This is a genomic window from Parvibium lacunae (assembly GCF_003335215.1).
GTDB lineage: Bacteria > Pseudomonadota > Gammaproteobacteria > Burkholderiales > Burkholderiaceae_D > Parvibium > Parvibium lacunae.
In genome coordinates, this window is record NZ_QPGB01000004.1 from 1 (window position 1) to 21467 (window position 21467).

Annotated in this window: 23 protein-coding genes and 1 tRNA gene; 10 read left to right on the forward strand and 14 right to left on the reverse strand. The window is 53.6% G+C overall.

Annotated elements, in window-relative coordinates; genetic code table 11:
• Positions 1 to 173: 173 nt before the first annotated feature.
• The 3 genes from DU000_RS09120 to DU000_RS09130 form a co-directional block, all read right to left on the reverse strand.
• Complete coding sequence (locus DU000_RS09120; protein ID WP_114403103.1) at positions 174 to 716, reverse strand: hypothetical protein; 543 nt, start codon at positions 714 to 716, stop codon at positions 174 to 176.
• An 8-nt stretch (positions 717 to 724) separates the two neighbouring features.
• Complete coding sequence (locus DU000_RS09125) at positions 725 to 1954, reverse strand: hypothetical protein (RefSeq protein WP_114403104.1); 1230 nt, start codon at positions 1952 to 1954, stop codon at positions 725 to 727.
• 142 nt (positions 1955 to 2096) lie between these two features.
• Positions 2097 to 3389, reverse strand: coding sequence for a hypothetical protein (locus DU000_RS09130; RefSeq protein ID WP_114403105.1), 1293 nt, complete (start codon positions 3387 to 3389; stop codon positions 2097 to 2099).
• A 210-nt stretch (positions 3390 to 3599) separates the two neighbouring features.
• On the opposite strand from DU000_RS09130, the gene DU000_RS09135 reads away from it, so the two are divergent.
• Positions 3600 to 4733: a hypothetical protein gene (locus DU000_RS09135; RefSeq protein ID WP_240001862.1), complete on the forward strand. Its 1134-nt coding sequence runs from the start codon at positions 3600 to 3602 to the stop codon at positions 4731 to 4733.
• A 14-nt stretch (positions 4734 to 4747) separates the two neighbouring features.
• Here DU000_RS09135 and DU000_RS09140 read toward each other — a convergent pair whose 3' ends face one another.
• Positions 4748 to 6478, reverse strand: coding sequence for a hypothetical protein (locus DU000_RS09140; protein ID WP_147266990.1), 1731 nt, complete (start codon positions 6476 to 6478; stop codon positions 4748 to 4750).
• 246 nt (positions 6479 to 6724) lie between these two features.
• Between DU000_RS09140 and DU000_RS09145 the strand changes: the two genes are divergently transcribed.
• Positions 6725 to 7300 (forward strand): chalcone isomerase family protein, encoded by a 576-nt coding sequence (locus DU000_RS09145; RefSeq protein ID WP_114403107.1) that lies wholly within the window; start codon positions 6725 to 6727, stop codon positions 7298 to 7300.
• Here the strand turns inward: DU000_RS09145 and DU000_RS09150 are convergent.
• Complete coding sequence (locus DU000_RS09150; RefSeq protein WP_114403108.1) at positions 7283 to 8188, reverse strand: LysR family transcriptional regulator; 906 nt, start codon at positions 8186 to 8188, stop codon at positions 7283 to 7285. The genes DU000_RS09145 and DU000_RS09150 overlap by 18 nt on opposite strands.
• 109 nt (positions 8189 to 8297) lie before the next feature.
• On the opposite strand from DU000_RS09150, the gene DU000_RS09155 reads away from it, so the two are divergent.
• Genes DU000_RS09155 through DU000_RS09165 form a run of 3 tightly spaced genes read left to right on the forward strand, consistent with a single transcriptional unit; the run spans position 8298 to position 10164 of the window.
• Positions 8298 to 9068, forward strand: a complete 771-nt coding sequence (locus tag DU000_RS09155; RefSeq protein WP_114403109.1) for a type 1 glutamine amidotransferase domain-containing protein — start codon at positions 8298 to 8300, stop codon at positions 9066 to 9068.
• A 27-nt stretch (positions 9069 to 9095) separates the two neighbouring features.
• The gene (locus DU000_RS09160) at positions 9096 to 9536 is read left to right on the forward strand and encodes an OsmC family protein (RefSeq protein ID WP_114403110.1); all 441 of its coding nucleotides are present in this window, start codon (positions 9096 to 9098) and stop codon (positions 9534 to 9536) included.
• 1 nt (position 9537) lies between these two features.
• A complete protein-coding gene (locus tag DU000_RS09165; protein WP_158529674.1) occupies positions 9538 to 10164 on the forward strand; it encodes an NADPH-dependent F420 reductase in 627 nt (208 codons plus the stop codon).
• A gap of 42 nt (positions 10165 to 10206) precedes the next feature.
• Here DU000_RS09165 and DU000_RS13170 read toward each other — a convergent pair whose 3' ends face one another.
• Positions 10207 to 10347 carry an integrase core domain-containing protein gene (locus tag DU000_RS13170; RefSeq protein ID WP_114403112.1) on the reverse strand — a complete coding sequence of 47 codons (141 nt, stop codon included), beginning with the start codon at positions 10345 to 10347 and terminating at the stop codon, positions 10207 to 10209.
• Between DU000_RS13170 and DU000_RS13175 the strand changes: the two genes are divergently transcribed.
• Together DU000_RS13175 and DU000_RS13180 are read left to right on the forward strand one after the other, a co-directional pair.
• Positions 10285 to 10734, forward strand: a complete 450-nt coding sequence (locus DU000_RS13175) for an IS3 family transposase (RefSeq protein WP_420812134.1) — start codon at positions 10285 to 10287, stop codon at positions 10732 to 10734. The genes DU000_RS13170 and DU000_RS13175 overlap by 63 nt on opposite strands.
• Complete coding sequence (locus DU000_RS13180; RefSeq protein WP_420812135.1) at positions 10653 to 10925, forward strand: DDE-type integrase/transposase/recombinase; 273 nt, start codon at positions 10653 to 10655, stop codon at positions 10923 to 10925. The genes DU000_RS13175 and DU000_RS13180 overlap by 82 nt, the downstream gene beginning before the upstream one ends.
• A 42-nt stretch (positions 10926 to 10967) precedes the next feature.
• Here the strand turns inward: DU000_RS13180 and fic are convergent, their stop codons facing one another.
• The 8 genes from fic to pyrE all read right to left on the reverse strand — a co-directional run bounded on the left by fic (position 10968) and on the right by pyrE (position 17640).
• Positions 10968 to 12101 (reverse strand): protein adenylyltransferase Fic, encoded by a 1134-nt coding sequence (gene fic, locus DU000_RS09180; protein WP_275667805.1) that lies wholly within the window; start codon positions 12099 to 12101, stop codon positions 10968 to 10970.
• Between the two features lie 336 nt (positions 12102 to 12437).
• Positions 12438 to 13532, reverse strand: coding sequence for a redox-regulated ATPase YchF (gene ychF / locus DU000_RS09185; protein ID WP_114403114.1), 1095 nt, complete (start codon positions 13530 to 13532; stop codon positions 12438 to 12440).
• 33 nt (positions 13533 to 13565) lie between these two features.
• Positions 13566 to 14156, reverse strand: coding sequence for an aminoacyl-tRNA hydrolase (gene pth / locus DU000_RS09190; RefSeq protein WP_114403115.1), 591 nt, complete (start codon positions 14154 to 14156; stop codon positions 13566 to 13568).
• A gap of 72 nt (positions 14157 to 14228) precedes the next feature.
• Positions 14229 to 14828, reverse strand: coding sequence for a 50S ribosomal protein L25/general stress protein Ctc (locus DU000_RS09195; RefSeq protein ID WP_114403116.1), 600 nt, complete (start codon positions 14826 to 14828; stop codon positions 14229 to 14231).
• 105 nt (positions 14829 to 14933) lie between these two features.
• The gene (locus tag DU000_RS09200) at positions 14934 to 15866 is read right to left on the reverse strand and encodes a ribose-phosphate pyrophosphokinase (RefSeq protein ID WP_114403117.1); all 933 of its coding nucleotides are present in this window, start codon (positions 15864 to 15866) and stop codon (positions 14934 to 14936) included.
• Between the two features lie 116 nt (positions 15867 to 15982).
• A tRNA-Gln gene (locus DU000_RS09205) sits at positions 15983 to 16059 on the reverse strand.
• Positions 16060 to 16186: 127 nt separating this feature from the next.
• Positions 16187 to 16756 carry a DUF4124 domain-containing protein gene (locus DU000_RS09210; RefSeq protein WP_114403118.1) on the reverse strand — a complete coding sequence of 190 codons (570 nt, stop codon included), beginning with the start codon at positions 16754 to 16756 and terminating at the stop codon, positions 16187 to 16189.
• A 185-nt stretch (positions 16757 to 16941) separates the two neighbouring features.
• A complete protein-coding gene (gene pyrE, locus DU000_RS09215; RefSeq protein ID WP_240001863.1) occupies positions 16942 to 17640 on the reverse strand; it encodes an orotate phosphoribosyltransferase in 699 nt (232 codons plus the stop codon).
• A gap of 92 nt (positions 17641 to 17732) precedes the next feature.
• Between pyrE and DU000_RS09220 the strand changes: the two genes are divergently transcribed.
• Genes DU000_RS09220 through argG form a run of 3 tightly spaced genes read left to right on the forward strand, consistent with a single transcriptional unit; the run spans position 17733 to position 21464 of the window.
• Positions 17733 to 18515, forward strand: a complete 783-nt coding sequence (locus DU000_RS09220) for an exodeoxyribonuclease III (RefSeq protein WP_114403119.1) — start codon at positions 17733 to 17735, stop codon at positions 18513 to 18515.
• A 34-nt stretch (positions 18516 to 18549) separates the two neighbouring features.
• On the forward strand, positions 18550 to 20085 hold the full coding sequence (locus DU000_RS09225) for an AmpG family muropeptide MFS transporter (RefSeq protein WP_420812136.1): 1536 nt from the start codon (positions 18550 to 18552) through the stop codon (positions 20083 to 20085).
• Positions 20086 to 20120: 35 nt separating this feature from the next.
• Complete coding sequence (argG, locus tag DU000_RS09230; RefSeq protein WP_114403121.1) at positions 20121 to 21464, forward strand: argininosuccinate synthase; 1344 nt, start codon at positions 20121 to 20123, stop codon at positions 21462 to 21464.
• Positions 21465 to 21467 lie beyond the last annotated feature (3 nt).

The window sequence follows — 21467 nt, forward strand, 5'->3', positions numbered from 1 at the left end:
GAGGGTGGTGCTGGCAAGGTTTTGTAGGAAGCTGTTGGCAACCACGGTGCTGCCCGCTTGGTTGGCGCTGGGGTTGACGTTGAGGGCGCGGGCCATGCTGCCGTTGTCAAAGCTGTTGGTGCTGGTGTCAAGGTTGGTGGTGTCGCTGGTGCTGGTTTCTGCATAGCGTGACCCTATTCTATTCCAAGAATCATCCTAAAAAAAGATTCATAGCGGTTACCACCAGCTATCGAAACGCACGCGTCTAAGGTATTTTTCGACAAAGCTTTATTTGTGCGCACCGTATGATCGACAAGGCACTGGCCAAGATAATTTGCCGCTGGCACTAACGTCAACAAGAATTTTTCTACACTATCGGCACACTCCCAGAGAGTATTTCCCGGCGAAGTTAAATCAGCAACAAAAACCTTGCCAGAAGACTTATCAACCACCAATGGATCTGCCTCTACCTGACCAATGATCTGCCCTGCCTCAACAGTTTTCGGCGCACTTAAAAACCGGATCATCCCAACTTCCAGATTGGACGGATCATATTGAGTAAAAAATTCTTTCACAACATCCATTGAGTTCGTAATCGAGACGCCACCATCTCTAGGAATAATATTAAATGAAGAAGTAAACTCTTGAACATCTTCGTCTGATAATCCAAGCCCCTTCAAGGCTTTCTCACTTGGCGTTGCTTCGCGCAACGAGACACATAACAATTCAAAGTCCATAATCAGTCTCATTGGTTAGGATGTAGAGCCTTGTACCATTTCTGGTGAATAGTCTCTGGCAGCGGCGTAGCTATTGGCCCTTGATCAATATGATGGTGAACCAATTTATCTCTTGAGAAGCCTTGATGTTGTGGAAAATTTTCAATCCAAGTATCGTTGACTACTGGAGATCGGCCAGCCCTAATTTTAGCCAAATTTGCAGCATCAAAATATTCTGGATTTGTTTCTGCCATTTGACGCCAGAACCACGGACCATTTCTTGGGAAACCTGCAGCATTGGTTCCGGAACTTTCAGGAGCTTTACGCATATCTATGGTTGCGCCCGGCTTCATGTAGCTTTCAGGAATAGGACTGAATTCTGTTGCCCTTGCCGTACCTCCCACCACTCTCCCGAACGACAATGGTAGCGGATTCGCATTCAGCGTACCATACTCATAAGGCCGTGGGGTAATCTTCCAATCCGGCACACCCAAATCACGCAAGTACTTGGCTGAGCCTTGGATTCCTTGCGCAATGCCTTCACCTACATCAGCACCCAGCACGGGCAGTCGGTTGAGTTGCTTAATACCCAGCCCGCCGACTTTACTCCCCACTGGCCCTAGCGCTGCGCCTGCCATAAACTCAGGTACGCTCTCTGGGGCCAGAGCGCCTACCACAGCATAGCCAGTGCCATAGAAGCGATAGGCTAGGCTGCCTTCAGGGGCTTGCGCACCGCGTCTTACAAAGAAGGCAAGCGTTTCTTCTTTGAGTCTATTAACCGGGTCAGTGACCGGCTGTGTGAGCGCGGGGTTATTGCTGGTAAAGGTCAGTAAGCCAGCTTCGCTAGGCGCTTGCGGGGGCATGGCGCTGCTGGTGTCTGCATAGCGTGTTAGGCGGGCGTTTTCAGTGTTCGCTTGGTAAAACGTCTCATCAACAAGCTGACTGGCTTCTAAACGTTGTTGGAGAGACTGGTAAGTGGGAATCTCTTCAACTGTCACGCGCACTGGGTTGTTGCGATAGAGCTGCCTTTGTACTTCATCGCCCTTAGCGTTTTCTCGTTGAATCCAACCCTCTCGGCGCTGCTGCGCTTCCCAGTTTTCTTGGCTAAGCGTTGTGTTGGCGTTTTGCCAAGCTTGATATCTCTCATAATTTTGTCGAGCCATTGAGTCAACATCATTTGGGCCAACATCATTTACTGGCGATATTCTTAACTTACCACCTAGCTCACGTGGCTCATCCCCCATCCCAGTAATAGTCATGCGGACAATCAATAGGGTCAGGATTCGTTGAATTTACACTAGCCTCTAGGATTATTTTGTTCTGCGCGCTTCAATTTACGTTCTCCCATTTTTGCATCAATTCAAGCACACATACCGAATAACAATCAGCCGCATCCGGCGCTTACGCGGTTCGGTTACTACGCTTGTTTTGATAGCGCTGCCAGGTAATTTGCCATGCTATTGCTGCGACAGGGATTAGCAATAAATCAAAGGGAATGCGAAAGCGCAGGCGAGTGAAGAAAATCGCACTCAGGCAGGCATTCATCACATAAAGCACCAGAATGAATTTCTCCATGGCATGGAGGGGATATTCTCGCCGGTAGCACAAGCGGAGTAAGCAGAGTAATAACAGTGGGTAATAGGTTAACGCTACCGCCAGTTTACTGATGAGACTCGTCTGGCCATCGGTGTAGAGCGTGTTATGAAAATGAAAATGGTTTAGCCACTTGCCAACATATAACTCGACAGCTTGGGTGGGATGCTGGCGAATCCAATCTATGGCTGCCTGCCGATAATACCGATCAGCATCAATTTCGCTGAGCGTAAAACCGATTTTTTTGTAGGCATCAATATCTAAATCGCCGCCGGTGTTGTAGCGGGTATTCTCAGAATTGCCATAGAGTAAATTCACCCCGCCATTGGTAGAAACCGGGACAAAGGCATGCAGGGTCTGCCAGTTGCGATAGGTCCAGGGTGCCATCACGGCCAGAACAGCGAAGGTAAATAAAACGGTGCGGGCCGTGCTGCGCCAGTCAGGCCGTGCTTGGCTCCCGCGCCACCACAGATAGAGCGCGCAGAAGGGGGCAATATACATAAACGAGGGGATGGTTAAAATCAGATAGCCATAGAGCAAACCCGCCAGACACACACGGCCCCAATGTGGCGGCTGAATGAGTAAACAGAGTACCAACACCAATAGCAGGCTGCCGAATATTTGAGGGTAAAGGGTTGAGCTGGTGTAGATGGCAAGCGGGCTGGCCAATAATAACCAGATAGTGGCTGATTCAGCCACAGCGGGTTGCTGGGGCGAAAGCAGGCTTGGCAATGGGGGCGTTTGCGGGGTGGTTTGGCCCCGAAGCAACTGTTGGGTGAGGTGCCGCAAGCCGAGGCCAATGCCCAGCAAGAAAAAAGCATTGAGTAACTTGGGTAGCAGCACACTGGGGGTCAAGGCCTGTAAGCCTGCCAGTAAAAACGGGTAGCCCGGTGGGCGATAGGCGGTGAGTAAGCGGCTGTCAGCATCGATATAGCCGTGGCCAGCCAGCAGGTTTTGCGCCAGCCCTAAATACTCGCGTTCATCAATAAATGGGAGGGCGCTGCCGCGCCAGGCAATCAATCCGCAGGCGAGACAAAATAACAAGGCCAGCAAAGACCGTGGCTGGGTTAGAGGGTGTTGTCGTGTCGACAAAATAGACATGGCATTCCTTCATCGGGCGAACCGCCCTGAGCTGGCATTGTAATGTAGGGTACCATTGCGCAACTAGGGATCATTATTTTAATCATCATGCTATTTCACCGCTTACTTGCAGCACCCACAGCCCCCCATTTTTTTAGGTCGATTGCTACTATTAACCGCATCTCGTTCCTGCGCTATGGTTCACGTATTTCGGCAATTTTGTCGGGTGCCATGATTGTGCTGCTGACCGCCTGTGGCGGCGGCGGTGGCGGCGGTGGCGGCGGTGGTGGTGGCAGCACGGCAGGGTCGGTCGGCCCGGCTGCCAGTAAAGAAACCGCGCTGGCACAGGCGCTGGGCGCCAGCCCACGGCTTTTGATCGGCCTGGGCACGGGCAATGAAGTCGCCACCATACAAGCGCAGATTAGCCGCATTGATATTTATGATCGGTATATCAACAATGTCGGGCCTACTTCGTGGCCTTACTGGGTCTTGCCTACGGGGGAGTATATCAATCAAGTAACCCGCGAAGCCGCACAGGTAGGGGCGGTTCCGATGTTTACTTTGTATCAGATGGCGACCAACGGTGATGGCAACCTCAGCGGCCTTACCGACACCACGTTTATGACCAACTATTGGAACAATGTGCGGATTTTGTTTCAGAAATTAGGGGCTTATAACAAGCCAGCGCTGGTGCATTTTGAGCCAGACTTTTGGGGCTATGCCCACCGCGCATCGGTGCTCGGTGAACCTGCCACGGTTGGCGCTAAGGTGAAGCTCAACAGTGATTGCGTTGATCTGGGTGACCACGTCGCCGGCCTCGCGCAGTGCCTGATTCGCATGGCCCGCAACTATGCCCCTAAAACCAAAGTTGGGTTTCCGCCTGCAGACTGGGGCGAATACCCCAGCAGTAAGGTGGCTGATTTCATGCTTAAGCTGGGTGCGGACCAAGCCGACTTCACCGTTTTACAAACCTTGGATACCGATGCCGGTTGCATGGAAGCGCGGACATTGCCAGAGTGCCAGCGCACCGGCAGCCAATGGTATTGGGACACAAACAACGTGAGCACCCCGAATTTCCGCCAGCACTTAACGACCGCACGGCTCTTTCGCGACACATTGGGTTTGCCATTGATTTGGTGGCAAACCCCGATGGGGGTGCCCGCGACAACGCCCGGTGGCAGCAATGAGCGCTGGCGTGATAATCGTGTCAAATATTTCTTTGATCATCCCGATGAAGTTGTCGCTGCCGGTGGTGTCGCCATCGTCTTTAGCGGCGGGCCAAAACAAACCAAAATGAGCACTGATGGTGGGCAGTTTCGCAATGCCTACACCAACTACCTTTCGCGCCCAGTGGCGTTACCTTAAGACGAACATAACCACTACCAAACCAGCCCCAACCAACGGTTTAGCCAGCCAGCCGGGGCTTCACTGGGCAAACTAAAGTGTCGCAATGCGCCATATTTCTGGCGCAAGGTGGTCAGGTCTTGTTCCATAGTGGTCGGGCAGCTTACGCGTTGGTGGTAATCGAGTACGTAGCGAGTTTGCCCTTGATAGGTTTGCTGGTAGCCAATGGCCGCTGGGGGGAAACATAGTAAGTACGGCCCTTGCCGGGCCGATAGGCCCTGAATCGGCTCCACAACCCCCAGCAGTGGCTGACCCGCCGCGTCAACGCCATGCATGTATTGCTCACGATCAACAACTAACCAGTGCACCCCATGCTGCGCCAGAAAAGCGGGGCCTTGCCCTGCCTGCAAGGCTTGCCAGTATGCCGTTGAGGCGACTAAGCCCTCGGTATGAATAAAGCCCCAGGCGGAGGGCAACCAATAGCCCAATGATCCCGCTCGATCCCCCATCGCGACCACCGCGGGCGGCTGCTGCGCAATAAAGGTTTGCAACAGCAGGAGATTTTGTCGGGGATACCAATCTTCACTGAACCCCGGTTTGAAAAACGCTTTGGCACCGTAAGCAATTTGCCGCGCACCAGACAAGGCACTAACCACGATCAAGGCCAGGGCACACAGAATGACCATCCCCCACGCGACATTGCCCCGATTGATGTTGCGGCCTGTCGCCAGATTTAACGCCAGGTAGTGCAGGCTGGCGGATAGTGCAAACAACGTGGCCAATGCTAACGGCCAGGCATACCAATCCCATACCGGCCAGCCAGAAAACAGGCCGTAGTAGAGCGCGCACAGTGCCGCGGTGGCTAGACATAACCCGCCTAAACGCTGCGCGGGATGCGCGGCACACTGCAAACGATAACGCCAGTACGTATTGAGCAACACCATACTGAGCGGTAGCGCTGCCATGCTCAGATACCAAACCGCGACAGCCATATTTTCGCCACGCACAGCGCCCAAGGCCTTGCTAACGCCACTGACGGGCAAGGGCAAGCCAAACCACAGCTGGTTTAGCAAGAGGTAGGGCAGAATAAGTGCCAGCGTGAGACTCGCGCAACGCCAAGCATCATGCCACCAGGCTTGTAACTGCTGGCGACGTGACCCTTGTGGTAAGGCATAGCTTGACCAAGCAGCAAGTGTCCAGACCGGGGCCAGCGCCAAGGCATCCAGCCGGCTATAGAACAACAACGCAAAGCATGCCCCACGCCACCCCCACTGCGAGGGCGTGGTGCGCAAGAGCAGCAGGATTGCGGGTAACAGTAAGACGGTTTCCATCCCAAAACAAAAGACAAAGGGATAGAGCAATAAAGTGAGAATAAACGCCAACGGGCTCACGACATGCTGGCGGCGCATTAATCCGGCACAGGCCAGCCAGATCAGCCCAGTTAATGCCACCGCGAGTTGAGCCAGCAAGGTCCGATCACCTTGCGCCAGCAGCCCCAAGCCGCTCAGCAGGAGCAGCCAAAGTGGCTGGTAGCCGTTGGTTTGCAAGGGAGGGTGAAACTGGGAGCCGAGCCCTTGGCCCAAATGTAGCGCCACCCCGAGGTAGTAATACGCATCGTCATACAGCGCATGCACCCATTGCAGGGGGGGCTGTGTCCCCATCACGTAGATAATCAATAACTGAATCAGCAACAAGCCGGCTAAGCTTATTTGAGCCAAGCGAGTCTCAATACGGGTCCATAGAGCAGGGTGAATAAGCGCGGCCACGGCATTTTCTTTCGAATGCAAAGCCTGCAGTATAGCTTTGTGATGATCTGAACCGAGCTTGGCGTGCAAAAACGAGAACAGATCAACCGTCAAGGAGCCAGCCCGCTGACCTCAGGGTTGAAGCATGCTACGCTCTGCAATCATGAGTGGCGGTGAGCATCAATACGGGGATTGCTAATCGCTCCCTGCAGGCGTCGATCTCTTGTCATTCTATTGCTGATATTGCTTCCTTTCTGGAGAATACCCATGCTGTCTTGTTTGCGTTATGTCGCAGCGTTGCTTTGTTTATTCAGTGCCTTGCCGTTGGCAGCCGCTGAAATCGCGGGAGAGCGTTTCAACCCACAGACTCAAATGGCAGGCCAACCTTTGCAACTTAATGGCGTTGGCGTGCGTAGCCGGCTAGGGTTTAAAGTGTATGTGGCCGCTTTGTATCTGGCCGAGCCAATTCGTCAAACCAGCGAGCTGGCACCCCGAGCCAGTCGGCGCTTGGAAATACGCCTACTGCGCGACCTCAGTGCCGACACCTTTCTAGAGGCACTACGCAAAGGCTTGCAAGACAATACCCCAAGCAATCGGCAGGAAGTATTGCGCGATCGCGTGCAGCAGCTTGAGCAAGTAATCAGTACACTTGGCAGTGTCAAAAAAGGGGGCGTTATTCTTTTCGATTACAGCATAGAGAGCGGCACACGCCTCACCGTCGATGGTAAACAGCAAGGCGGGCTGATTCCCGGTGAAGATTTTGCCAACGCGTTATTTCATATCTGGCTGGGTGACAAGCCGGTTGACAGTGACCTAAAACGCGGGCTACTCGGCTTGCGCTAGCGCTTGGCAGCATGTCAGCGCGGTTTCAATAAACTGCCTGACTTTTGCATTCAAGTATTTGGTGCTCGGATAAACCGCGTAGACCGGAACAGTGGGTAAATCATAATCAGTCAATAACGATAACAGCCGCCCCTGGCTTACCGCGGACCGGGCAATTAAATGCGGTAACTTGGCGATGCCAAAGCCCGCTAATGCGGCATCCAGCAAACCTACACTATTATTGGTTTTGAGCCTGATTTGCGCTGCCGGAAGGGCGATTTCCCAAGACTGACTGCCCTGCCGGAAAGACCAACTGAGGCGGTGACTTCCTGCAGTAAAGGCCAATAAGGTCTGTTGGCTCAGATCCGTCGGGTGGGTGGGTACTGCTTGCTGATCAAGATAGCCAGGGCTGGCAAATAGGCCATAGCTCAGCTCGCACAATTTACGCGCTTGCAAACTTGAGTCCGGCAAGCTACCGACACGAATGGCCAAATCAACCCCTTCATGCACGAGATCCACCAATCGGCTGGTGTAATCCACCTCCACCTGAACCTGAGGAAACTGCGCCAGATAAACTTGCAACCAGTGATTCACTTGAAGTTGACCAAACTCAACGCCACAGGTGAGTCTTAAGGTGCCTTCGGGAACCCCATGTTGCTGGCTGACCATCTGCTGCGTGTCTTCAATCGCACTAAGAATACTCAAACAACGCTCGTAGACCGCACGCCCCATTTCCGTCACATGCAGGGCACGGGTCGAACGCTGCAATAGCTGGATACGTAATTGTTTTTCCAGGGCGGCAACCTGCCGTGAGATGTGTGCCTTATCACTTCCTAACAACGCCGCAGCACGGGTAAAACTGCCTGACTGCACCACTTTGGTAAAGGCCTGCATTTGCGCAACATCCATTATCACCCTCCTTATTGTTGTTTTAATTTACAACATTAAGTTTCATTTATAGATATTTATCCAATTAAAACAACATTTTATAGTCGTTGCGACCCAATTAGGAGCAGAGATGAGCGTAGAAAACACCAACCGCGTTAACCCCGACCGCCCCAAGCGGATTGCCCTTGTTGTCAGTAACCCCGCTGTTTCGAGCACGACAGGCTGGCCCGTTGGTTTTTGGTGGAGTGAGCTGACACACCCCTATCTTGAATTTACCGAGGCTGGCTATCTCGTCGACATATACAGTCCCGACGGCGGCCCCGTGGTCGCGGATGCCATGAGTGATCCCCGCGACAGCAGTGGTTACTCAGCGGCAGATATTGTTAGCCTGGGGTTTATTCATCATCCGCAGCTCATGGAAAAGCTCACGAATACCCCAGCCATTGGGACGCTCCAGATCGCAGACTACGATGCCTTGGTAGTAGCAGGTGGGCAGGCGCCGATGTTCACCTTTGCCAGCGCCACCGCGCTGCAAGCAACGTTTGTCGCCTTCTATGAACAGGGCAAAGTTGTTGCCGCGCTGTGTCATGGCACCGCGCTCTTAGCCTATGCCAAACTGAGTAATGGCGAGTATCTGGTGAAAGGTAAAACCGTGACGGGCTTTGCCAACGCCGAAGAAGATTTCGCCGATCAAGCGGTTTGGGACTACGGCTTACTCGCCCGCGACAAGCATGTCATGCCGTGGCGCATTGAAGACCGGCTGCGCGAACTCGGTGCCAATTATATTCAAGGTGGCTTGTGGCGATCGTTTGCGGTACGCGATGGCAACCTTGTCACAGGCCAGCAAAATTTCTCGGGCAGACTGACTGCGCAATCAGTAATCGCTGCCCTCGGGCAATAAACAACAATCAACCCTCAGGAGAACGCAATGAAACGAAGTGGTCAAGCAGTGTGGCAAGGAGATGGGCTCACCGGTAAAGGCAACCTCACTACGCAGAGTGGGGTATTCAAGGCCCAGCCTTATTCTTTTAACACCCGCTTTAAGAGTGAAGACGGTCTGGCAGGCACCAATCCCGAAGAATTAATTGCGGTTGCCCACGCCGGTTGTTTTACGATGGCCCTGTCTTTCATGCTGGCCGGCGCGGGTTACGTCGCGGATGAATTGCAAACCGAGGCACAAGTTGAACTCCAGCAGCAAAACGGCCAATTCACCATCAGCGCCATTACCCTGAACTTGCAGGCCACCATTCCAGGCATCAGTGACAGTGAATTTCAAGAAATTGCGCACACCGCCAAGGCGAATTGCCCGGTTTCTAAGGCTCTCGCAGCGACGCCAATGACGCTCAATGCCAGTTTGCGGGGGGGCTAAGATGATCGCTGTTATTGGGGCGGGGAATGTTGGCAGCGCCCTCGCCCAAGCGTTGACGCGGATTGGAGAGCCACTGTGCATAGGGGTGCCTGACCCAGAGAAATACCAGGGTCTGCAAACAACGGTGCCCGGCGTAGCCATCACAACCGTAGCACCAGCCATTGAGCAAGCAGACTTAGTGATTTTGGCCGTGCCTTACCCTGCGGCGTTAGCCATTGCCAACGCTCGCCCAGACTGGCAGAACAAAATTCTGGTTGATGTGACCAACCCGCTTGCGCCCGGGCTCGCTGGTTTGACGCTTGGCACCCACACCTCCGCGGCTGAAGCCATTGCCGCACAGGCACACAACGCACGCGTGGTCAAAGCCTTCAACACTACCGGCGCTGAAAATATGTTGAACCCGGTTTACCCCACCGGGCGGCTGATGATGCCAGTCTGTAGTGACCATATCGATGCCCGCGCCAAAGTGCTGGGGCTGGCTGAAGCAATCGGCTTTGCGGCGGTGGATTGCGGTGAATTAGCTGCCGCCCGCTACCTGGAACCCTTTGGTATGACTTGGATCCACCTCGCCTTTAAACAAGGGCGCGGGCGGGCGTTTGGGTTTGGTTTGCTGGAGCGCCCAGCCTAGGCAACTGAGCTAAGTCGAAGAAGGCATGGCCCGCTCCCCAATTCAGTCCGAAGTGGACTGAGAGTTTGCGGTTAAAAAACTGTCTGCAAACTGATCAGGGGTTTGATAGCCGATAGCGCTATGAGGCCGCTGAGTATTGTAGTCGTGTCGCCATGCCTCGATAAGCTGCTTAAAGTCTCGCATAGCGCTTACTACACTTGGTGTAAGCGGCAACTCACAACGAGAACAACTAATCAACCCTTAGTTCGACTGATTAGTCGTTTATGTCTCGAGGCCAATGGTTTTGCTGGATACCGCATGATTCGGGGTTTACTCATTGAGTCTGGTATCAAAGCTAGCCTCAATCGCGTTTGCCGGTGTATGCGCCAGATTAGCATCATGGGCCGACAATTCAAACGCAAACGGAGCACGGCCAAGTGCAATCATCGTTTAGGTTGTGCCCCGAACCTATTACAACAAAACCTCACCATGATCGCACCAAATCAAACTTGGGTCGGCGCATTCAAACCCAATTGGTGCGTGAAGCTTTTGAAATGGCAATGTTGCGGCATGGCAATCCGAAGGGAGTGATCTTTCATTCGGATCAAGGTAGCCAATACGCTTCTCGTGAATTTCGTTTGCAATTAGCCCAACACACAGCAGAGCATGAGCGGCGCTATAACACCTTGCGACCTCACTCATTTAATCGTCATTTACCGCCCAATAAAGGCGCAGTTACACTTGCAAAACAATCCAAACCATTCATCCTTAACTATGGTTAGGATGTCCGTGAAATAAGTGACATTCCAGTTCATGCTGGTTCTTCACTTATATCCATTTACTGTATTGCCATCTCGCGTCAGCAGTTGCATCAGCTTGGGATGTATGAACAGCTTCTCGCGCCCGACAGCCCTTTCCTCCAATACACCGATTTCCACGAGTTGTTTCAGATAGCGGGAGGCTGCCTGACGACCAGCAATATTTTTTTCCACAAGATTCTGAATGCGGCAGTAGGGTAAGTCGAAAATCAGATCAACCAATTCGCGGCTGTAGATTTTGGGTGCCGCCTGCTTGACGTGGGTGACGGTGAGTGCGGCCAGATCGCGAATAGCGGAAATTTTGTCGGTCGTCCAGCGTGCAGTTTCTTCAACCCCGTGAAGGACGTAGAGAATCCAAGGCTCCCATTCCTGGCTGCGTGTGACATCAAGCAGTAGCCGGTAATACTCGGCTTTGTGTCGAATGATGTAGCGGCTGAGATAAAGAATTGGCAGCGTTAATAACTCTTCCTGGATCAGATACAGGCTATTGATGACGCGCCCGGTGCGGCCGTTACCATCGGTGAAAGGATGGATGGCCTCGAACTGGTAGTGTCCGATGGCCATACGGATCAAGGGATCGACATCCCGCGCCTCATGAAGATAGCGCTCCCAGTTCGCCAGTTTTGATCGCAGCACATCCTCGCCGACTGGCGGGGTATAGATCACTTCGCCGGTGGTCTGGTTGGCAAGTGCGGTGCCGGGCACACGTCGCACCTGCATTTCCGTGCCCTTGATGCGGGTGCAAACCTGTTCTGCTGTGCGGGTGTTCAATGGAAACTGCTTAAGCGCACGGAATCCTTCCAGCAGGGCGCTGCTATGGCGCAGTGCTTCGCGGGTGGCCGGGTCAGCATGCTCTCCGGCACTCTGATATTGAAACAGGCGGTCGGTCGTGGTGACGATGTTTTCGATTTCCGAGCTGGCCTGCGCTTCCAAAAGTGGCAGCGCATTGATGAGCACCCCCTGGTTGGGGATCAACTCGGCAGCCTGCTTGAGTTCGGCCAGCGCAGCACGGGCGGCAATGCACTGTTTGAGTACCGGGCGCGTTTCCACCTCTGCGGCAGGGGGCAGAGGGGGCAGGTCGTTGTAAGGCTGGTCTGGGTGCCAACTGGTCATGGTTAAATTTTCGAATTTTTGCGACATGTTCCCAGTTTATGTCGCTGCTGACGACGGGTCAATCAAATATGTTGCGATTTAACAGAAATTGCAACATATCCAATCCACTAATCGCCACCACTACGTTAAGCGGCTGCTTCGGCTGGCTTGATCGAGACGATGTTGCTTGCTCCGCTCTTGGATGAGTTCAAGAGATCTGCCCATTGCTGCATTATCTTGTCGCGATCCTTCAGATAGTCGGTGTGGTTGTATGTCCGACGAACTGAATTGGGTTTAGTATGCGCAAGCTGGCTGATGAACTGCGTTCAGTGTGTTAGCGATACACAGAAATACTCACGAACTCCCAAAAACAATGATTCCCGCTTAGACGTTAAACAAGAAGTTGAGTACGTCACCATCTTTGACCACATATTCTTTACCTTCGGCGCGCATTTTGCCGGCCTCTTTCGCGCCACTTTCGCCTTTATAGGTAAGGTAGTCGTCAAAGGCAATGGTTTGGGCGCGAATGAAGCCGCGCTCAAAGTCGGTGTGAATCACCCCGGCTGCTTGCGGGGCAGTATCGCCCGCATGAATCGTCCAGGCACGCACTTCTTTCACGCCAGCAGTGAAGTAAGTTTGTAAACCGAGCAACTTAAAGCCAGCACGAATCAAGCGATTCAGGCCGGGTTCGTCCATGCCCAAATCCGCAAGGAACTCTGCTTTATCGGCATCGTCCATATCCGCAATTTCGGCTTCGATTTTGGCGCAAATGGCGACCACTGGGGCTTTCTGCGCATTGGCATAGGCGGTGAGCTTATCCAGCAGCGGGTTGTCACTAAACCCATTTTCTTCAACGTTAGCCACATACATCGCCGGTTTGGCGGTAATCAGACACAACGGTTTAAGAACGGCTAACTCCTCGGGTGAGAGATCAAGCGCACGAATGGGCTTGGCTTGGTTAAGTTGCGCTTGGCATTTTTCCAGGGCTTCTACCAGCCGTTTGGCTTCTTTATCGCCGCCGGATTTGGCAACTTTGCTGTATTTGGTCAGTTGCTTTTCGACGGAGGCTAAATCCGCCAAGGCCAGCTCGGTTTCAATCACTTCAATATCGGCAATCGGATCGACTTTACCAGCAACATGAATAATGTTGGGGTCATCAAAGCAGCGCACCACGTTCACAATCGCATCGGTTTCACGAATGTGCGCGAGGAACTGATTTCCCAAGCCCTCGCCTTTGCTCGCGCCCGCAACCAAGCCCGCAATATCCACAAACTCGACGGTGGCGGGAACGATCCGTTCCGGTTTCACAATCTCGGCCAGTTGGGTTAGGCGTGGGTCTGGCACTTCCACAATCCCCACGTTCGGCTCAATCGTGCAGAAAGGGTAGTTTTCGGCTGCAATGCCTGCTTTAGTGAGGGCGTTAAAGAGCGTGGATTTGCCTACGTTTGGTAAGCCAACAATGCCGCATTTCAAACTCATGATCTGTTACTTTCTTTAAGAGAACGCTATATTTTACCGCTCTGGGCTGTGGAGTTGCCGCATCGCAGCGGCGCTATCCCCTTGCAGCAGCAAAGGCAACGCGCGCTGGGCCGCCATCAGGGCATCTTCAATTAAACGCAAATGCTCACTACCAGGCTTATGCAATACAAAATCTGCCACAGGCTGAGCCATCCCCAGGCTACGCGGGTGCCCGATGCCGACCCGCAAGCGCCAATAGTCGGGGGCACTCAAATTGGCTTGAATGTCTTTCAAGCCATTGTGGCCCGCTGCGCCACCGCCTTTTTTCAGGCGAATATCGCCCGGTGGTAAATCCAGCTCATCATGGGCGACCAAAATCTGCTCTGGGGTAATTTTGAAGAAACGCGCCAATGCGCCCACGCTCTGCCCCGAGCGGTTCATGAAAGTGTGTGGCTGCAGCAGCCATACCTCTTTACCGTGCAAGCGCGCTTTAGCTGCCAAGCCATGAAAACGGCTTTCTTTTTGTAGATTCACCTTCGCTTCGCGCGCCAGCGCATCGACGAACCAAAAACCCGCATTGTGGCGGGTGGCTTCGTAGTCGCTACCGGGATTACCGAGGCCGACAATCAATTGAATAGTAGACATGGCGTGATGGAATCATCCAATAAAAAACCCGCCTCGGGTGAAGAAGCGGGTTTTAATCGTGCAGCTCAAACCTTATTTTTTTGCTGCCTCAGCGGCTGGTTTCGCGTCTTCTGCGCCACCTTTGACCTGCACCGTGACGATCACAGGATCTTCCTTGCCATGTAACACGGGGCTCACCCCAGCAGGGAATTTAATGTGGCTAACATGCAGGGCGTGGCCGGCTTGTAACTCGCCCAAATCGACTTCGATAAACTCTGGCAGTGCAGCGGGTAAGCAGGTTACATCAATCTCGGTGATGATGTGGCTGACCAAACCGCCCGACAATTTGACGGCTGGGGAGTTTTCTTGGTTTTTGAAATGCAGCGGCACTTTTACGTGCAGTTTCTGGTTAGGATCAACGCGCTGGAAATCAATGTGCAGCACTTGCTTTTTGTACGCGTGCAGTTGGAAATCGCGCAGCAAGGCCTTTTCAGATTTGCCATCAATCTCTAAGTCCAATACGGAAGAGTGGAAGGCTTCCTTTTGCAGGGCGTGCCACAGAGGATTATGTTCAACGCTGAGGTTAACAGCGGCACCGTTACCATACAGAATCCCGGGCACTTGACCTTCGTGGCGCAGGCGGCGGCTCGCACTCGAACCTTGCGCAGTACGTGTAGAGGCAACAACTTTCATTTTTTTCTCCAAAAATCGGAGGCCAAACGCCTCCATTTGTTAAACCTGCTCACCGCGACCAGTCAGCAGGATTTAGCGCAGGGCCTTCGCCCCACGCAAAATTCATTACTCAACAAAAAGCTCAGACACAGAGCCCGATTTGCTGATGCGCGAAATCGTTTCACCCAGCAATGCTGCGGTGGTCACCACGCGAATACGGCCACACTTTTCCGCCTCGGGGCTCAAGGGGATGGTATCGGTAACGACCAGTTCATCTAGCTCTGACTGTGCCACACGCTCAACGGCGCCACCTGATAAAACGGGGTGCGTACAGTACGCTAGGACCTTTTTCGCGCCATGCTCTTTCAGGGCTTGCGCGGCCTTGGTGAGCGTACCGGCGGTGTCCACCATGTCGTCCATAATGACGCAAGTGCGGCCTGATACTTCCCCAATAATATTCATCACTTCCGATACGTTGGCCTTGGGGCGGCGCTTATCAATAATCGCCAAATCGCATTCCAAGCGTTTCGCAATCGCCCGCGCCCGCACCACACCGCCCACGTCAGGCGACACCACCATTAAATCACCCTCATGACGTTGGCGAATGTCTTCCAGCAACAAGGGGGTGGAGTAAATATTATCCACGGGGATATCAAAGAAACCTTGAATTTGGTCGGCGTGTAAGTCCATCGTCAGCACGCGGTCAACCCCGACCACGTGCAGCATATTCGCCACGACCTTGGCCGAGATGGCGACGCGCTGTGAACGCACCCGACGATCCTGGCGGGCATAACCGAAATAAGGCATGGCAGCCGTAATCCGGCCCGCAGACGCCCGCTTCAAGGCATCGGCCATCAGCATGACTTCCATCAGGTTGTCATTGGTAGGCTGGCAGGTCGATTGCAGGATGAAACAGTCTTTACCCCGTACGTTTTCGAGGATTTCGACCATTGCTTCACCGTCAGAAAATCGACCAACCGTGGCTTTGCCTAATGGTAGATTCAGGTATTTGACAACCGCTTCCGCTAAACGGGGATTGGCGTTGCCGGTAAAAATCATGAGCCCGTCGTGTGCCACGGAGAACTCCCGATGTGAGATTTATGATGTAGGCCGGGTGATTTTGCCGAGATAGTCAACAACCCGACGATGTAAGACCAATCTTTTATCTAGAAGATTGGCAGGGGAGGAAGGACTCGAACCCTCGCATGCCGGAATCAAAATCCGGTGCCTTAACCAACTTGGCGACTCCCCTACAGCAGACATCGCAACAGGCATTAGCCCTTGCAAAAGCGACAGAGGCGGGATTATAGCGTCAAATTACCCAAACTCGCAAGCCCCGCCTGATACCGGTAAGGTAAGTCAGTGGTACCGCAGCATCCTCAATGTTTATCGCGCTGGGTTAACTCGCGGAAGCGCAAAATATCGTGGTCGTATTTGTGGTTGGTTTTCGTAATGTGGCCCAAGATGTCTTCTTGCAAGATCACTTCGGCTTTGTAAGCCGCGTCCAGATCGGCTTTTTTGCGAGCCAGGTCAGCCGGCGGCGGGGCTTTGCCAAGAGAACCAAGCTGCTTTTGAAGTTGTGCGAGCTGCGCCAGCGTGTTACTTGAGCGCGTACGCGAGAGGACTAAGTCGGCATCGAGTTGTTTGAGCGCCCGCTGCCGCGCGGCTTCCAAATCGGCTTCGGTTCGATAGACGTTTAACAGGGCCGCATCGCGCCGTTCCTGTTCTTTCTTCGCCACTTCTTGTTGTTTGCGCTGCTCTTCCTGGATTTCACGCTGGCGAATTTGCTCGGCTGTCAATGGTGCAGGGATGTCGCGGCGGTAAAGACCGTCTCGCCCCAGCTCGCGCACCGGCGCTTTTTCACATTCGGGAATTGGGCGATCAGAGGTAATGAGACGGCCTGTCGTGTCTTTGCACTGGTAAATGCGCTGGGCGTGTGCAATTGGCATCTGGCTAGCGATTGACAGGCAAAGCATGCCGCGCAGCATAAGGCTGCGGACAACCACCGCGTTTCGTACCACGCTGCGCCGTACCATGCCATCCTTTCATCCCGCCAGCCCACGAGCCCCCAGTGAGGCGTGTGCGCTGGCGCCAACCCATTGATTTTGCATGCTGCAGTGTACTGCTCGGAAATTTATGTTGTTGTGGTTACCACGCCGTAGCGTTCCCGATATGCAGCGACTGCAGTGGCCCGCGCTTGTGCAGAAGCAGCATCGTGCGCTGCCAAAACCGCACCGGGCCGCTGTAAATATGCCAGTAAATCATGCAAGTTGGCAATACTCACCACCGGGATACCAAATTCTTGGCGCACTTCGTCCACCGCTGACAACAGGGTCACTTGATCAGCAGTTCCGCCGCGCTCCATGCGGTCAAGCGCAATCAACACGGCACAGGGCGTCGCCCCGTGCGCACGAATCAGATTGACAGACTCTCGCACTGAGGTGCCCGCCGAAATGACATCATCAATAATGACCACTCGGCCTTGTAATGGCGCGCCAACCATCACCCCGCCTTCGCCGTGATCCTTGGCTTCCTTGCGGTTGTAGGCAAACGGGATGTCGTGACCGTGTCGCGCCAGCGCCATCGCGGTGCCGGCAGCGAGCGTAATGCCTTTATAAGCTGGGCCAAACAGCATATCGAAAGAAATCCCGGCGGCAAGCAGGGTCTGAGCGTAGTAATCTGCCAACTGACCGAGCGAAGCGCCCCGATTAAACAGACCCGCGTTGAAAAAATAGGGGGATAATCGACCCGCTTTGGTTTTGAATTCGCCGAAACGAAGAACATCTTGCTGAATCGCAAACTCAATGAATGCTTGACTTAACGTGGTATTCAAAATAAAAGTTCCTGCTTGTTTACAACCGCCGCGGTAGATTACCGCGGCCAGGCTCAACCCGCCTGAATTTATAGGAAAGTGCTGCGGCCCGTATGTTACGCATCATCTCGCTGAATCTCAATGGGATTCGTTCTGCTGCCAAAAAAGGCTGGCTTGATTGGCTAGCCAAACAACAGGCAGATATTCTGTGTGTACAAGAGCTAAAAGCCCAAGCCGGTGATATGCAGCCCGCTTTCTTGGCACCGCATGGCTTGCAGGGCGCCTTTCATTATGCTGAAAAAAAGGGATACAGCGGGGTTGGCTTGTATAGCCGGCAGGCACCCCACGCCACCCGGATTGGCTTCGATGGGGGTGAATTTGACGCTGAAGGCCGTTACGTTGAAGCCGATTTTGGTGCCTATCTCGTGGTGAGCGTTTACTTCCCATCAGGGTCTAGCTCTGAAGAACGCCAACAAGCCAAATTTCGGTTTCTTGAGGCGTTCTTTCCCCACCTCAAAAACTTGCTCGCCCGTGGCAAAGAAATCATTCTCTGTGGCGACCTCAACATTGCGCATCAGGAAATTGACCTGAAAAACTGGAAAGGTAATCTGAAAAACTCAGGTTTCTTACCTGAAGAGCGCGCCTGGATGACGCAAGTGCTACGGGAGCTTGGTTTTGTGGACGTCTATCGGCAGCTCTATCCAAACGCCGAAGGCGACGCCTACACATGGTGGAGTAACCGTGGCCAAGCCTGGGCCAATAATGTTGGGTGGCGCATTGATTATCAGCTCGCCACCCCGGCGCTTGCCAAGACCGCACAACAAGCCACCGTCTATAAAGATCAACGCTTTTCTGACCATGCGCCACTGATTATCGACTACGCAACGACGTGGTAAGCCTCGTCACCCACTTGCCCCCTGTCAACTACCCATGATGTCATTCCCCCCCGTTTTCATGCAGTTTATTCAGCACCTGCAGCAGCATCGGCTCATGCGCTTAGGCGCGGTGCTGCTGCTTGGGTTTAGTAGCGGCTTACCGCTTGCCCTAACCGGCCAAGCCATGCAAGCGTGGCTGACGGTTGATGGGGTCGATATGGCCACCATCGGCCTATTCAGCCTGGTTGGTTTGCCCTATACCTTCAAGTTTTTGTGGGCGCCTTTAATGGATCGCTTTGAGTTGCCATGGTTGGGGCGGCGGCGCGGTTGGCTCGTTTTAACGCAATTAGGGCTGGCCGTCATTCTAGCGATGCTGAGCCATCTGCAACCCGCGACAGACACGCAACTGTTTGCGCTGTTAGCCCTCCTGGTCGCTTTTTTATCGGCCTCGCAAGACGTCGTGGTAGATGCCTATCGAACCGATTGTCTGAGCGCGCCTGAACGCGGGTTAGGCGCCTCACTGAGTGTCTTTGGTTATCGCTTGGCGATGATCGTGTCGGGCGGAATTGCCCTTATTTGGGCCGACCCAGTGCAAGGCTTCGGCTGGGGTTGGGGCCAGGTCTATCAGGTAATGGCCGGCATCATGCTGTTGGCCTGTGCGCTCTCGTTGTGCCTGTTACCGCCGCTACCCCACCATTTACGTGCTCCCGCTAGTGCGGCACAACATGACTTACGAGGATTTGTGGCGGTCCTCATCACCGTGCTGATTGGCTACCAAATGACCCAGCACCTGTTTACGCCATTGATGAAATTTTGCTTTACTGCGCCCAAATGGGCGAATTTGGCGGCCCTCTTGCTGGGGGTCATGCTCACCTTGCCGCTAGTCTTGAAAGTCGCTCGGTGGGCGCGCTTTGAGACCTTTAACCAATCATTGCATCAATATTTTAGCCAACCCGCCGCCCTGAGTTTCATGCTACTCATCATCTTGTACAAACTCGGGGATGCCTTTGCAGGTTCCTTAACCACCCCTTTCCTGATTAAGGCACTGGGCTTCACCCAAGCCGAGGTGGGCGTGGTGAATAAAATTATTGGCATTTGGATGACGATTATTGGAGCACTGCTTGGTGGCACGCTCATGCTCTGGCTTGGCTTGTTCCGGGCACTGTGGCTGTTTGGTTTACTACAACTCCTGTCTAACCTCGGTTTTTATTGGCTGGCAACCCAGGGCAAAGGGGCCTGGGGCGGGATCGACCTACCGGCTTTTGATTGGGTCATTATTGCGCTCAAACAAGCGACTCCGGTCGATTATCTGCTGGTAACTGTGATTGCCTTTGAAAATATCACCGGGGGCATGGGCACAGCGGCATTTGTGGCCTTGCTCACCTCCCTGTGCCATCAGCAGTTTAGTGCAACACAATACGCCCTACTGTCTGCGTTTGCGGCAATTGGACGCGTCTGGGTTGGCCCTGTCGCCGGTGTTCTAGCAGAAAGTATCGGCTGGCCGGTTTTCTTTTTAGTCTCGATTGCGCTCGCTCTCCCCGGATTGGCGATGCTCTGGCCGATGCGGCGCAAAATTCAGGCCCTGGCCTGATAAAATGCGCTTTTGTTTCTTTTTACTGAGTCATCATGGCCGCAAACATTTTGCAAAGCTTGCCTGCGGGTGAGCGTGTTGGGATCGCATTTTCAGGCGGGTTAGATACCTCGGCCGCCGTCTTGTGGATGAAGAAAAAAGGCGCGATTCCCTGTGCCTACACCGCCAATCTCGGCCAACCTGATGAAACCGATTACGATGCCATTCCACGCCGCGCCAAAGACTTTGGGGCCGACATTGCGCGCCTGATCGACTGCCGCGCCCAACTGGTGGCCGAAGGCATTGCCGCCATTCAAACCTGCGCCTTCCATATTTCCACCGCAGGCGTCAGCTACTTCAACACCACCCCACTCGGCCGCGCCGTAACCGGTACCGCCTTGGTCGTGGCCATGAAGCAAGATGGTGTGAACATCTGGGGCGATGGCAGTACCTACAAAGGCAATGACATTGAACGTTTCTATCGCTACGGCTTACTGGCCAATCCCCAGTTACGCATTTACAAGCCCTGGCTGGACGACACCTTTATTCAAGAACTCGGTGGCCGCACCGAGATGAGCGAATTCCTCATCGCCAATGGCTTTGATTACAAAATGAGTGTGGAAAAAGCTTACTCCACCGACAGTAACTTGCTCGGCGCCACGCACGAAGCCAAAGACCTCGAATTCCTCAATGCCGGTATCAATATCGTCAACCCCATCATGGGCGTAGCCTTCTGGAAAGAAGATGTGGCGGTAAAAGCCGAAACGGTGAGCGTGCGCTTTGAAGAAGGCCACCCCGTGGCAATTAACGGCCAAACCTTCGCCGATGACGTGGCCCTGTTTGAAGAAGCCAACCGCATTGGCGGGCGGCATGGCCTCGGTATCAGCGACCAAATTGAAAACCGCATTATCGAAGCCAAGAGCCGTGGCATTTACGAAGCCCCCGGCATGGCGCTGCTGCACATTGCCTACGAACGCTTAGTGACCGGCATTCATAACGAAGACACCATCGAGCAATACCGTGCCAATGGCCGCAAGCTCGGCAAACTGCTCTACCAAGGCCGCTGGTTCGATCCACAAGCCCTCATGCTGCGTGAATCCAGCCAACGCTGGATTGCCAAAGCGATTACCGGTGAAGTGACGCTCGAACTGCGCCGTGGTAATGACTATTCGATTCTCAATACCGAAAGCCCCAACCTCACTTACCATCCCGAACGCCTGACGATGGAAAAGAACGACGGCATGTTCACCCCCGCCGATCGAATCGGCCAGCTCACTATGCGTTGTATGGATTTGGAAGACACCCGCGAGAAACTGGGTGTGTACGTCAAGTCCGGTCTTCTTGGTAGTAGCGGCAATGACAGCTTGGCGTTGATTACGGGGCCACAAGAAGGGCAATAATAA

Coding starts and splice junctions, on each gene's coding strand:
- DU000_RS09135 (WP_240001862.1), top strand. CDS start 3,600: ATGATTGTGCTGCTGACCGCCTGTGGCGGCGGCGGTGGCGGCGGTGGC.
- DU000_RS09150 (WP_114403108.1), bottom strand. CDS start 8,188: ATGGATGTTGCGCAAATGCAGGCCTTTACCAAAGTGGTGCAGTCAGGC.
- DU000_RS09210 (WP_114403118.1), bottom strand. CDS start 16,756: ATGCCAATTGCACACGCCCAGCGCATTTACCAGTGCAAAGACACGACA.
- fic (WP_275667805.1), bottom strand. CDS start 12,101: ATGTCGCAAAAATTCGAAAATTTAACCATGACCAGTTGGCACCCAGAC.
- ychF (WP_114403114.1), bottom strand. CDS start 13,532: ATGAGTTTGAAATGCGGCATTGTTGGCTTACCAAACGTAGGCAAATCC.
- DU000_RS09125 (WP_114403104.1), bottom strand. CDS start 1,954: ATGACTATTACTGGGATGGGGGATGAGCCACGTGAGCTAGGTGGTAAG.
- DU000_RS09195 (WP_114403116.1), bottom strand. CDS start 14,828: ATGAAAGTTGTTGCCTCTACACGTACTGCGCAAGGTTCGAGTGCGAGC.
- DU000_RS09155 (WP_114403109.1), top strand. CDS start 8,298: ATGAGCGTAGAAAACACCAACCGCGTTAACCCCGACCGCCCCAAGCGG.
- argG (WP_114403121.1), top strand. CDS start 20,121: ATGGCCGCAAACATTTTGCAAAGCTTGCCTGCGGGTGAGCGTGTTGGG.
- DU000_RS09225 (WP_420812136.1), top strand. CDS start 18,550: ATGATGTCATTCCCCCCCGTTTTCATGCAGTTTATTCAGCACCTGCAG.
- DU000_RS09160 (WP_114403110.1), top strand. CDS start 9,096: ATGAAACGAAGTGGTCAAGCAGTGTGGCAAGGAGATGGGCTCACCGGT.
- pth (WP_114403115.1), bottom strand. CDS start 14,156: ATGTCTACTATTCAATTGATTGTCGGCCTCGGTAATCCCGGTAGCGAC.
- DU000_RS09145 (WP_114403107.1), top strand. CDS start 6,725: ATGCTGTCTTGTTTGCGTTATGTCGCAGCGTTGCTTTGTTTATTCAGT.
- DU000_RS09220 (WP_114403119.1), top strand. CDS start 17,733: ATGTTACGCATCATCTCGCTGAATCTCAATGGGATTCGTTCTGCTGCC.
- DU000_RS09165 (WP_158529674.1), top strand. CDS start 9,538: ATGATCGCTGTTATTGGGGCGGGGAATGTTGGCAGCGCCCTCGCCCAA.
- DU000_RS09120 (WP_114403103.1), bottom strand. CDS start 716: ATGGACTTTGAATTGTTATGTGTCTCGTTGCGCGAAGCAACGCCAAGT.
- DU000_RS09130 (WP_114403105.1), bottom strand. CDS start 3,389: ATGTCTATTTTGTCGACACGACAACACCCTCTAACCCAGCCACGGTCT.
- DU000_RS13175 (WP_420812134.1), top strand. CDS start 10,285: ATGAGGCCGCTGAGTATTGTAGTCGTGTCGCCATGCCTCGATAAGCTG.
- DU000_RS13170 (WP_114403112.1), bottom strand. CDS start 10,347: ATGCGAGACTTTAAGCAGCTTATCGAGGCATGGCGACACGACTACAAT.
- DU000_RS09200 (WP_114403117.1), bottom strand. CDS start 15,866: ATGATTTTTACCGGCAACGCCAATCCCCGTTTAGCGGAAGCGGTTGTC.